This window comes from Plantactinospora sonchi (genome assembly GCF_036422035.1).
Taxonomy (GTDB): domain Bacteria; phylum Actinomycetota; class Actinomycetes; order Mycobacteriales; family Micromonosporaceae; genus Plantactinospora; species Plantactinospora sonchi.
In genome coordinates, this window is record NZ_JAZGQK010000013.1 from 279,516 (window position 1) to 290,212 (window position 10,697).

The following is a 10,697-nucleotide window of genomic DNA, read 5'->3' on the forward strand; positions in this document are numbered from 1 at the left end:
AATTTTGGCCAGCAGTCGGTCGCAACTTCCGTCGACTCGACGGCAGTCGACTCGCCAACTCGTGCTGACGCTGTCCTCGCCAACGATTGGCAGTGGGCCTAAGCGGCCATCGACGCCGGGAGGGCTCCGTACACCGGGAGAGACATGCCTGACCGTCCGACCCCGACCCGGAGATCAGCGGAGCGTGCCTGGCTGATCACCGGACCGCTCGCGATGGTGGCGGTCGTACTGTCGGTTGTGCTCGGGGTGTCGGAGGACGAACCCTTCCGGAACTGGTATCTCGCCGTTGGACTGCTGGGCCTTGTCCTGCTGGCCGACCGACCGGTCCTGCACGTGGTCGTCCAGCGCCAAGTGGCGATCATCACGATCACCGAGGTCTGCCTGCTCTTCGCGTTCTTCCTGGTGCCACCGCTGACGGTGGCGGTGATCTTCACTCTGAGTGCGCTCATCGCCAACCTGCGTCGTCGGAACGTGGCGACGAAATTCTGGTTCAACGTCGCCCGTGGGGCGGCCGCCGTGTCAATGGCCGGCATCGTCCTGCTGGCCCTGCCTGAGATGCGCGGTTTCGGTCCGGGCACCTGGGCGATCCTGGCTGCTGCGGTGGCCAGCCATTCGTTGGCCACACTCGCCGCCGTCGCCGCCGTCTTCGCCCTGATGCACGGCGCACAGGCCGGCTGGGAGGTGATCCGTACCTCCGGGCCCGGTCTGATCACCGTCGGGATCAACGTCGCCGTCGGGCTGGTGATAGTGATCTGTGTGCGGGCGAACCCGTGGTCGGTGCTGCCGCTGCTCGCCCTGGTCGGCGGGGCGGTCCTGCTCTATCAGTCGTACGGTCAGTTCTTCCGGCAGCACCGTGCGCTCACCGACGTCTACGAACTGACCAAGGCGATGAACGCGAGCAGCCAGAACGACGCGCTGGCCGACGCGCTGCTGGGTCGGGTCCGGACGATCATGCGCGCCGAGTACGCCACCCTGTGGGTGCCGGCCCAGGGCCGGCACCCGGAGGTGCTGCTCACCGCCCGGGTCGAGGATCCGGGGTTGCTTGACCTCTCGCGGACGCCGGTGACGATCCGGGAGAACGCCCGCGAGCAGGGTCGAACGGTCGCCGTGGGCAGCAGTCTCGGCGGGGACCAGCGGATGCGCGAGGCGTTGCAGGATGCGAACCTCAAGGAGGTCATCGTCGCGCCACTGCGTTCCGGTCAGGTGGTGATCGGGACGCTGGAGGTGGTCAACCGGATCGGCGGCCGCCCGGTCAGCCACTTCACCCCGGCGGACGTCCAGATCCTCGAGACCATCGCGGCGCACGCCGCCGTGGCGCTGGAGAACTCGCGGCTGGTCGACCGGCTGCGCTATGACGCGTACCACGACGGGTTGACCAACCTGCCCAACCGGCGGCGCCTGACCGGTGCCCTCGAAGAGGCGGTCCGGGTCCGGGCGCCGGACGAGGTCGTGGCGGTGCTGCTCTTCGACGTGGCAGGGCTCCGCCAGGTCAACGAGTCGGTCGGGCATGCCGCCGGTAACAAGGTGCTGGCCGAGGTCGCCGCCCGGCTCCGCGCCGCGGCCCCGCCCGGGGCACTGGTGGGCCGGGCCGGCAGCGACGAGTTCGTGGTGACGCTGCGGCTGGAGAGCGTCGACGCCGCGCTGGCGCTCGCCGCCGAGCTACGCGGGCAGATCCGGGACCGGATGGTCTTCGACGTACTGGTGCTGGACGTGGACACGGTGGTCGGGGTGGCGGTCCATCCCGACCACGGCAGCGATCCGGCGACCCTGCTGCAACGCGCCGACCTCGCGGTGACCAAGGCCAAATCGGCCCCGGACGGCATCCAGCTGTTCAGCCCCGGGCTCGAGTCACGATCCTCGCGCCGGCTCGGCCTTGCCGGCGACCTGCGCCGCGCGCTGGAGAACGCCGAGGTGGAGGTCTACTACCAGCCCAAGGTCTCGCTCACCGACCGGCGGCTGCTCGGGGTCGAGTGCCTGGCCCGGTGGGAGCATCCCGGGCACGGCGTCGTGGCACCGGAGGACTTCGTGGCGGTGGCCGAGCACACCGGGCAGCTCGGGCATCTGACCGAGCTGGTGCTCGCCGAGGCGCTGCGGCGCAGCCGGGACTGGACCGCCGACGGGAATCCGCTGCCGGTGGCGGTCAACCTCTCCGCGCGTACCCTCGCCGACCAGCAGTTCCCGGCCCGGGTGCAGGAGTTGCTCACCGAGTACGACGTCGCCGCCGAACTGCTGACCCTGGAGATCAACGAGGCCGGTGTGCTGGACGGCACGGAGCGGGCCCTGCCGGGCCTGCGCCGGTTGCGCGACATCGGGGTACGACTCTCCGTCGACGACTTCGGCAGCGGCCACTCGTCGCTGTCGTACCTGCGTCGGCTGCCGGTCAACGAGGTCAAGGTCGACCGGTCGTTCGTGCAGGGGATGGCGACCGACCCGGTGGACCTGGCGATCGTCAACGCGATCGTGACCCTCTCCCAGCAGTTCGGGCTGGCGGTCGTCGCCGAGGGTGTGGAGAGTGAGCTGACCCTGGAGCTGCTGCAGGACATCGGCTGCCGGATCGGCCAGGGGTTCCTGTTCAGCCGCCCGCTGCCGTACGAGCGTCTGGAGGCCTGGTACGCCGCCCAGACGGAGTCCGAGCCGCATCCTGTCGCCGGCGACGTACGGCGGCTGCGCGCCGTTCCCTGAGCGCCCGGGGCGCCCGTCTCCGGGTGTCCGGCCAACCCCGTTCCCGCGCCACCGGTGGCGAGCCGCCGGGTCCGTCGTACGTGTCGCCGGTGTCCGGGGGATCTGATTTCACCTCTCGGCGGACGCCGTGTACTCTTACCCGTGCGCGCCACCGGAAAGATCGCGTGCGCGCCCCCTTAGCTCAGTCGGCAGAGCGTCTCCATGGTAAGGAGAAGGTCTACGGTTCGATTCCGTAAGGGGGCTCAGAGGGTTCAGCTGGACCCGTCCACGGCGGTGTAGCTCAGATGGCAGAGCAAGCGGCTCATAATCGCTGTGTCGCCGGTTCAAGTCCGGCCACCGCTACTTTTCGGTAGCCGGGCAAGCCCGGTACCGGAACAAAAGGGGCGCCGCCGGCGCCCACTTTGCGTGTCCGCGTGGCGAGCGTCTACGCTGGTACGTCGTAGTTGATTCCGTTATCGAGGAAGGCGCCCCGCCGTGGCCAAGGCGACCGATGTCCGTCCCAAGATCACTTTGGCGTGCGTGGAGTGCAAGGAGCGCAACTACATCACGCGTAAGAACCGCCGTAACGACCCGGACCGCATCGAACTGAAGAAGTTCTGCCCCCGGGACGGCAAGCACACCCTGCACCGCGAAACCCGCTGACACCGGGCCGACCAAAGTCGGCTACCGGATCTTCCGACCGCCGTCCCGACCCGGCCGAGCGCGCTTCCAGGCCCGCTCAGCCGTCGTCGGGGCGGCGATGTCGTTTTCCGGCCGTCCCGGGCCGGCCGTGTAGGTTCGGCGGCATGTCGCTGGACCCGTCCTTCGTCGGCCGTACCTATCCGCCGACCGCCCCCTATCAGGTGGGGCGCGAAAAGATCCGAGAGTTCGCCACCGCGATCGGCGCCACGGACCCCGCCTACCACGATCCGGACGCCGCGAAGGCCCTCGGCCACGCCGACGTCGTCGCGCCGCCCACCTTCCCGATCGCGATCACCATGGCGGCCAGCCGCCAGATCGTCGACGACCCGCAGCTCGGCATCGACTACAGCCGGGTGGTCCACGGTGACCAGCGGTTCCAGTACGTCCGGCCGGTGGTCGCCGGTGACGAACTGGTCTGCGTCAACACCGTCGACGAGATCACCACCCGGGGCGGGCACGGTTTCCTCACCACCCGGACCGAGGTCAGCACGACCGCCGGGGAACCGGTCGTCACCGTCTGGTCGAAGCTCGTCGTACGCGGAGGGGCCTGATATGGATCTTGCTACCCGTACCTTCCGGATCACCCGCGCGGACCTGGTCCGCTACGCGGGGGCCTCGGGTGACTTCAACCCGATCCACTGGAGCGACCGGTTCGCCACCAACGTCGGCCTTCCCGGGGTCATCGCGCACGGCATGTTCACCATGGCGCTGGTCGGCCGTGCGGTGACCGACTGGGCCGGCTCCCCGGACGCGGTGGTGGAGTACAACGTCCGGTTCACCCGGCCGGTGGTGGTGCCCGACGACGACGAGGGCACCGAGATCGAGGTGAGCGCGGCGGTCCGGGAGGTTACCGAGGACGGCCTCACCCGGCTCGACCTGACCGCGACCTGCCAGGGGGAGAAGGTTCTCGCCCAGGCCCGGGCCGTGATCCGTACGCCGGCCTGAGGGCGCCCGGCAGGGGCCGGCGGACCTGTCGCCGGCCCCGAGCCGGAGGACCGGTTGGGAAACTCGTGCCTCTACCCGTACACTGGTCCGCCGTGGGGCAAAGTGACCCCTGCTCAGGCGTGTACGCCCGATCAGGGATCAACTGCCCCCACAGGGGTGTAGCTCAATTGGCAGAGCAGCGGTCTCCAAAACCGCAGGCTGCAGGTTCAAGTCCTGTCACCCCTGCGCCTACGGCCTGACCGATCCCGGGATCGGCGTCGCCACCACCACTGGCGACCGGCCCGTGTTGGTGGTGTCGGCGGGGCTGACCGAGCGGAGTGTCCGCCGAGGTCCGTTCCACCGCCTCCGCCGGCCGCGGGCCGTTCCGGGGGACGGTCGTCCGGGGGTTCGGTCGAGGGCGGTCAGCGTCCGCGGCGGAGACTCCGGGGTCGGCGTGACCACGCAGCACGCGTTCACCGACGCGTGTACCCACCACCCGGCGACGGAGGGCGAAGTGGCCGAGAAGAATCGGCGCGACGAGAACGACGACGACCGTCTCGAGAACGAGGCGATCGATGACGTTGTCGACGATGACGCCGACGACGAGGCGGAGGAGCCGGTCTCGCGCGGTGGCACCGCCACCCGGGAGCGGACCAAGACCGACTCGGCGGACAGCCGCAAGACCAGGACCGAGGGACGGGTCGGAATTTTCGGCCGGCTTGCCCGGTTCTTCCGCGAGGTAGTGGCGGAACTGCGTAAGGTCATCTGGCCGACCCGTAAGGAACTGCTGACCTACACCGCCGTGGTGGTCGTGTTCGTCGCCGTGGTGCTGACGATCGTGGCCGGGCTGGACTACGCCTTCGCGAAGGGCGTGCTGTGGGTCTTCGGCGGCTCCAGCTGACCACCTGCCCCACCTGCTAGTGACGGAAGTGAGCGAGCGTGCCTGAGTACGACGAGACCGCCGAGACCACGGACGAGCAGTCCGCGGTGGCGACGGCGAGCGGTGCCGAGTCGGTCGAGGCCGCCAACGAGCCGGAGTTCGGGACGACCGAGCCCGACGAGGACTTCGATCCCGTCGCCGAGCTGCGGCAGAAGCTGCGCTACGCGCCGGGTGACTGGTACGTGGTCCACTCGTACGCCGGTTACGAGAACAAGGTCAAGACGAACCTGGAGACCCGGATCACCAGCCTCGACATGGAGGAGTTCATCTACCAGGTCGAGGTCCCGACCCGCGAAGAGGTCGAGGTCAAGAACGGCAAGCGCCTCCAGGTGCAGAACAAGGTCTTCCCCGGCTACATCCTGGTCCGGATGGAGCTGACTCCGGAGTCGTACTCCTGTGTCCGCAACACCCCGGGCGTGACCGGCTTCGTCGGTGCGACCGACCGGGCCGACCGGCCGGCGCCGCTCTCCCTCGACGAGGTGCTGAAGTGGCTCGCCCCGGCGGTGGAGACCGAGACCAAGAAGGCCAAGCCGGAGATCAAGGTCCTCGACTTCGAGGTCGGCGACTCGGTCACGGTCACCGACGGTGCCTTCGCGTCGCTGCCGGCCACGATCAGCGAGATCAACGCCGACCAGCAGAAGCTCAAGGTCCTGGTGTCGATCTTCGGCCGGGAGACCCCGGTCGAGCTCAACTTCAACCAGGTCGCCAAGATCTGACGATCCGCCGCCCGCCGGTGGCCCGGTCCGGCTCCCGCCGTGCCGGCCCGGCGGAGGTCGGACGCCCGTGGAGTACCCCGGGCCGTCGGGTCCGACCGGCCGGCACCCCGTCAGGCGACCTCGGCGACCCGCCGGATCGTCTCCTGCGCTACTCTTGACCGTCGCCCGTCCGCAGGCGCGTTTGACCGTGCGCGCCGTCGGGTGCCGTCAGGTGCACGTTCCCAGTTTCAAGCCCAGGAAGAGACATGCCTCCGAAGAAGAAGCTCGTCAAGACGTTCACGCTTCAGCTCCCGGCGGGCCAGGCCACCCCGGCACCGCCGGTCGGCCCGGCACTGGGTCAGCACGGCGTCAACATCATGGAGTTCTGCAAGTCGTACAACGCGCAGACCGAGGCGCAGCGCGGTGACATCGTGCCGGCCGAGATCAGCGTGTACGAGGACCGGACCTTCACCTTCGTGCTGAAGACCCCGCCCGCCGCCCGGCTGCTGCTCAAGGCCGCCGGTGTGCCGAAGGGCTCCGGCGTGCCGCAGAGCACGAAGGTCGGCTCGGTCACCCGCGCCCAGCTGCGGGAGATCGCCGAGAAGAAGATGGCGGACCTCAACGCCAACGACGTCGACCAGGCCGAGAGGATCATCGCCGGCACCGCCCGGTCGATGGGCATCACGGTCAAGGAATAACCCGGACCCCCGACCCAAGCTGATCGTGGGAGGGCCGCGTGGATGCGGCCCGCCAGACACCACAGGAGTGTTCACCGATGCAACGCAGCAAGAGCTACCGCAAGGCAGCTGACTCCATCGACCGGAACAAGCTCTACACCCCGGTCGAGGCCGTCCGGCTGGCCAAGGAGACCACCTCGGTCAAGTTCGACGCCACGGTCGAGGTCGCGATGCGCCTCGGCGTCGACCCCCGTAAGGCCGACCAGATGGTCCGGGGCACCGTCAACCTGCCGCACGGTACGGGTAAGACCGCCCGCGTGATCGTCTTCGCGGCCGGCGCCAAGGCCGAGGAGGCGACCGCCGCCGGTGCGGACGAGGTCGGCACCGACGAGCTGGTGGCCCGGATCCAGGGCGGCTGGCTGGACTTCGACGCGGCGATCGCCACGCCGGACCAGATGGCCAAGATCGGCCGGATCGCGCGGATCCTGGGCCCGCGCGGCCTGATGCCGAACCCGAAGACCGGCACGGTGACCATGGACGTCACCAAGGCGGTCGCGGACATCAAGGGTGGAAAGATCACCTTCCGGGTGGACAAGCACTCGAACCTGCACCTGATCATCGGCAAGGCATCCTTCTCGGAGTCGCAGCTGGTGGACAACTACGCCGCGGTCCTCGACGAGGTGCTGCGCTCCAAGCCGTCCGCGGCCAAGGGCAAGTACCTCCGCAAGGTCACCCTCACCACGACCATGGGGCCGGGCGTTCCGGTCGACCCGAACGTGGTGAAGAACCTCCGGGAGTCGGCCGAGGCCTGAGCCTCGCCGGAACAGCCGTCCCGCCGACGCGGGGCGCCCAGCGTGCGGACGCTGGGTGCCCCGCGTCGGTTTTTTCCTCGGTTTCTGGCACGCTGCTCCGCATGCGTCTTGACGGGGTCTGGCTGCGGTACGGCTGGCGTGCGCCATGGGTGCTCCGCGACGTCCGGGTGGAACTCGGCCCCGGCCGGTCGGCGGTCGTGCTGGGGCGCAACGGCGTGGGCAAGTCGACCCTGCTCCAGTTGGCCGCCGGGGTACTGAGTCCGACCCGGGGCACGGTCCGGGAGCGGCCGCCCACGGTCGGCTGGGTTCCGGAGCGGTTCCCGGCGAACCAGCCGTACACCGTCGAGCAGTACCTCACCGGCATGGGCCGGGTGCGGGGCGTCGCCGGCCCGGCGTTGCGCCCTGTCGTGGAGGGCTGGCTGGCCCGGCTCGGGCTCACCCCGTACCGGGACGTCCGGCTCGCCGCCCTGTCGAAGGGGACGGCACAGAAGGTCGGTCTCGCCCAGGCCCTGCTCCGCCCTCCGGAACTGCTGGTTCTCGACGAGCCCTGGGAGGGCCTGGACGCGGCGACCCGTGAGCTGGTCCCGGAACTGATCCGCGAGGTACGCGAGAACCACGGCGCCGTACTGGTCAGCGACCATCGGGGCGAGACGGTCCGGCTGCCCGACGCCGAGCAGTGGACGGTCGTCGACGGGACGGTGTCGGTGGTGCGTCCGGCGACGACCGGTGCCGGGACACCGGGCGCCGGGGAGATGTCCGTGGTCGAGTTGGCGGTACCCGCCACCCGGGTGGCCCAGGTCGTCGCCGACCTGCGTGCCGCCGGCCACCAGGTGCTGGGAGTACGACCGCCCGCGCCCGAAGGCGGGGTGCCGGGACCGGGACGTGGCCCGGCGGACGACTCGACAGTTCCGCCGGGAGCAGGACAGGGGCCGGCGGACGACCCGGTGGTCGGGCCGGCGGCGCCGGGCTCGTTGGTCGGTTCGGTCGATCAGGGCGGTGGCCCGGGGGAGGCTTCGTGATTCCGCTGGTCGTGCTCCGACTGACCGGTTTCGTGCGGACCGCCCGGGCGTTGCCGCCGCTGCTGGCCGGGCTGCTGGCCCTGGTTGTCCTGCACGGTGGTGCCGGGGCGCCGCCGGCCGAGGCGTACGGGGTCTCCGCGGTGATCCTCTTTCCCGTCCTGGCCTGGCAGACGAGGCTGTTGCTGGACACCGAACCGGACGTCCAGCGTCGGCTCGCCGTGGTGGCCGCCGGCCGGAGAACGGAGTTGGTCGCCGGTCTGCTCGCCGCCGCGACGGCGGGACTGGCCCTGGTGGTCATCGCTCTGGTCGTGCCCTGGCTGGTGGGTGGGGTGAGTGGTCCGGACGGCCCCGGCGGCCCCTCCGTCGGGCAGGGGCTGGCGGTCGGGCTCTGGGCCCACCTGCTCGTCCTGCCCCCGGCGGTCGGGCTGGGCGCGCTGTCGAGCCGGGCGGCGGTGGCCAGTCCGCTCTCCGGGCTGGCCGTTCTGGTCTGCGGGGTGGTCTGCGCGTTTGTCTTCGGACTGCGGGACTCGGTGGTGCCCTGGCTGGTACCTCCGGTGCTGGCGGTCGCCCGGACCAGCACCGCCGGGCCGACCGCGATGAGCCTAGGACTGGTGACCGGGCACGCGGTGCTCTGGAGCGCCGTGGTGATCACCGGCTACGCGTGGCTGCGGCGGCGGCAGGCGTGAGGCCGGGCGGGGTGTGGTGATCACCTGGATCGGGCGGTGACCGCGCTGGCCCCGGTCGCGGCGGCGGGCGTGAGCCGGCGTACCCGGGGGTGATTTGGCCGTCACGCCAGGCATGCCGTACGCTTCAGTTTCGGTCAAGCTGTCTTGGCCGAGGTTTCCACCCAGAGACCGCTGGTCACCGTGCCCCGGCACGGTTGAAGGTCCCGCTCGACGGGCGGCCCGCGCAGGGAGAAACGGTGTGTCGTGCCGGGTCATGATCATGTGACCCTTCCCGCCCCGTGCGCCCTGCGCCGGGGCTTCTTGTTGTGGCGGAACCGTCGAACACCCCGGAGCCCGATCGCGCCGTACGGCCGATCGGCCTCGACGGTGATCAGCCTGGAAAGCAATGAGAGAGGAGGGACATGGCGGACAAGCCGGTTCGGGCCGACAAGGCCACCTCCGTCGCGGAGCTCACCGAGCACTTCCGCAACGCCGGAGCCACCGTGCTGACCGAGTACCGCGGTCTGACGGTTTCCCAGCTGACCCAGTTGCGCCGCTCGCTAGGTCGGGAGACCACCTACGCGGTGGCGAAGAACACGCTGGCCAAGCGCGCTGCGACGGACGCTGGCATTGCCGGGCTCGACGAGCTGTTCACCGGTCCTACCGCGCTGACCTTCGTCTCCGGTGACGTGGTCGAGGCGGCGAAGGGCCTGCGGGAGTTCGCGAAGGCCAACCCGAAGCTCGTCATCAAGGGCGGTGTCTTCGAGGGCCGGGCGATCTCCGCGGACGAGGTCAACAAGCTCGCCGACCTCGAGTCCCGTGAGGTTCTGCTGGCCAAGATGGCCGGCGCGATGAAGGGCAGCCTGAGCAAGGCCGCTGCCCTGTTCCAGGCGCCGCTGGCGCAGACCGCCCGCCTGGCGGCTGCCCTGCAGGAGAAGCGTGAGAAGGAGGAGCAGGCTGCCTGACAGCCCGCTCCGACGTACCCCATATTCGTGTAACAGGTAAGGAAAGGACGCCAGATATGGCGAAGCTCAGCACCGGCGAGCTGCTCGACGCGTTCAAGGAGATGACGCTGATCGAGCTGTCGGAGTTCGTGAAGCAGTTCGAGGAGACCTTCGACGTCACCGCCGCCGCGCCGGTCGCCGTCGCGGCCGCCGGCCCGGCCGCCGCCGCGGCCGAGGCCGAGCCGGAGAAGGACGAGTTCGACGTCATCCTCGACGCCGACGGTGGTAAGAAGATCCAGGTCATCAAGGTCGTGCGTGAGCTGACCGGCCTGGGCCTCAAGGAGGCCAAGGACCTGGTCGAGGCCGCGCCGAAGGCCGTCCTGGAGAAGGCCAACAAGGAGACCGCCGACAAGGCCAAGGCCAAGCTCGAGGCCGAGGGCGCGAAGGTCACCCTCAAGTAACTCGTACCACCTCGTCCGCTCGGGTCCGGCGGCGGTCCGGTTCCGGCTCCGCCGGCCGGGACCACGGTCCGCCGGTCCGGGTGGACGATCGTGTCGACTCGACGTGAGTTGACGCACAGTATGTCGCCGACGGGCGGCGCTCCGGCGCCGGAACGCCGCCCCTGGCCGGCTGCTGACATCCAGCGCCCAACCGTGTT

At 70.0% G+C, this 10,697-nt stretch carries 12 protein-coding genes and 3 tRNA genes; all 15 read left to right on the plus strand.

Annotated features, from left to right (window positions below; all coding sequences use genetic code 11):
* Positions 1-144 precede the first annotated feature (144 nt).
* On the plus strand, positions 145-2,682 hold the full coding sequence (locus tag V1633_RS17800) for a putative bifunctional diguanylate cyclase/phosphodiesterase (protein WP_331215458.1): 2,538 nt from the start codon (positions 145-147) through the stop codon (positions 2,680-2,682).
* A gap of 170 nt (positions 2,683-2,852) precedes the next feature.
* A tRNA-Thr gene (locus V1633_RS17805) sits at positions 2,853-2,925 on the plus strand.
* 26 nt (positions 2,926-2,951) lie between these two features.
* Positions 2,952-3,024, plus strand: a tRNA-Met gene (locus V1633_RS17810).
* 132 nt (positions 3,025-3,156) lie between these two features.
* Positions 3,157-3,324, plus strand: a complete 168-nt coding sequence (rpmG, locus tag V1633_RS17815) for a 50S ribosomal protein L33 (protein WP_046567246.1) — start codon at positions 3,157-3,159, stop codon at positions 3,322-3,324.
* Between the two features lie 143 nt (positions 3,325-3,467).
* Complete coding sequence (locus tag V1633_RS17820) at positions 3,468-3,914, plus strand: MaoC family dehydratase N-terminal domain-containing protein (protein ID WP_331215459.1); 447 nt, start codon at positions 3,468-3,470, stop codon at positions 3,912-3,914.
* Position 3,915: 1 nt separating this feature from the next.
* A complete protein-coding gene (locus V1633_RS17825) occupies positions 3,916-4,308 on the plus strand; it encodes a MaoC family dehydratase (RefSeq protein WP_331215460.1) in 393 nt (130 codons plus the stop codon).
* A gap of 152 nt (positions 4,309-4,460) precedes the next feature.
* Positions 4,461-4,533 (plus strand) — tRNA-Trp (locus V1633_RS17830).
* 268 nt (positions 4,534-4,801) lie between these two features.
* The gene (gene secE, locus V1633_RS17835; protein ID WP_407952043.1) at positions 4,802-5,188 is read left to right on the plus strand and encodes a preprotein translocase subunit SecE; all 387 of its coding nucleotides are present in this window, start codon (positions 4,802-4,804) and stop codon (positions 5,186-5,188) included.
* 38 nt (positions 5,189-5,226) lie between these two features.
* Positions 5,227-5,943: a transcription termination/antitermination protein NusG gene (gene nusG, locus V1633_RS17840; RefSeq protein WP_331215461.1), complete on the plus strand. Its 717-nt coding sequence runs from the start codon at positions 5,227-5,229 to the stop codon at positions 5,941-5,943.
* A gap of 245 nt (positions 5,944-6,188) precedes the next feature.
* On the plus strand, positions 6,189-6,620 hold the full coding sequence (rplK, locus tag V1633_RS17845; protein WP_331215462.1) for a 50S ribosomal protein L11: 432 nt from the start codon (positions 6,189-6,191) through the stop codon (positions 6,618-6,620).
* A 77-nt stretch (positions 6,621-6,697) separates the two neighbouring features.
* Positions 6,698-7,411, plus strand: a complete 714-nt coding sequence (rplA, locus tag V1633_RS17850) for a 50S ribosomal protein L1 (RefSeq protein WP_331215463.1) — start codon at positions 6,698-6,700, stop codon at positions 7,409-7,411.
* A 101-nt stretch (positions 7,412-7,512) separates the two neighbouring features.
* Positions 7,513-8,430, plus strand: a complete 918-nt coding sequence (locus V1633_RS17855) for an ABC transporter ATP-binding protein (protein WP_331215464.1) — start codon at positions 7,513-7,515, stop codon at positions 8,428-8,430.
* Positions 8,427-9,116, plus strand: coding sequence for a hypothetical protein (locus V1633_RS17860; RefSeq protein ID WP_331215465.1), 690 nt, complete (start codon positions 8,427-8,429; stop codon positions 9,114-9,116). Before V1633_RS17855 ends, V1633_RS17860 begins: the two co-directional genes overlap by 4 nt.
* A gap of 401 nt (positions 9,117-9,517) precedes the next feature.
* A complete protein-coding gene (gene rplJ, locus V1633_RS17865; protein WP_331215466.1) occupies positions 9,518-10,060 on the plus strand; it encodes a 50S ribosomal protein L10 in 543 nt (180 codons plus the stop codon).
* 56 nt (positions 10,061-10,116) lie between these two features.
* Positions 10,117-10,500, plus strand: a complete 384-nt coding sequence (gene rplL, locus V1633_RS17870) for a 50S ribosomal protein L7/L12 (protein WP_331215467.1) — start codon at positions 10,117-10,119, stop codon at positions 10,498-10,500.
* The last annotated feature ends 197 nt before the right edge of the window (positions 10,501-10,697 follow it).

Coding starts and splice junctions, on each gene's coding strand:
- V1633_RS17800 (WP_331215458.1), top strand. CDS start 145: ATGCCTGACCGTCCGACCCCGACCCGGAGATCAGCGGAGCGTGCCTGG.
- V1633_RS17820 (WP_331215459.1), top strand. CDS start 3,468: ATGTCGCTGGACCCGTCCTTCGTCGGCCGTACCTATCCGCCGACCGCC.
- V1633_RS17825 (WP_331215460.1), top strand. CDS start 3,916: ATGGATCTTGCTACCCGTACCTTCCGGATCACCCGCGCGGACCTGGTC.
- rplK (WP_331215462.1), top strand. CDS start 6,189: ATGCCTCCGAAGAAGAAGCTCGTCAAGACGTTCACGCTTCAGCTCCCG.
- rplA (WP_331215463.1), top strand. CDS start 6,698: ATGCAACGCAGCAAGAGCTACCGCAAGGCAGCTGACTCCATCGACCGG.
- V1633_RS17855 (WP_331215464.1), top strand. CDS start 7,513: ATGCGTCTTGACGGGGTCTGGCTGCGGTACGGCTGGCGTGCGCCATGG.
- rplJ (WP_331215466.1), top strand. CDS start 9,518: ATGGCGGACAAGCCGGTTCGGGCCGACAAGGCCACCTCCGTCGCGGAG.
- rplL (WP_331215467.1), top strand. CDS start 10,117: ATGGCGAAGCTCAGCACCGGCGAGCTGCTCGACGCGTTCAAGGAGATG.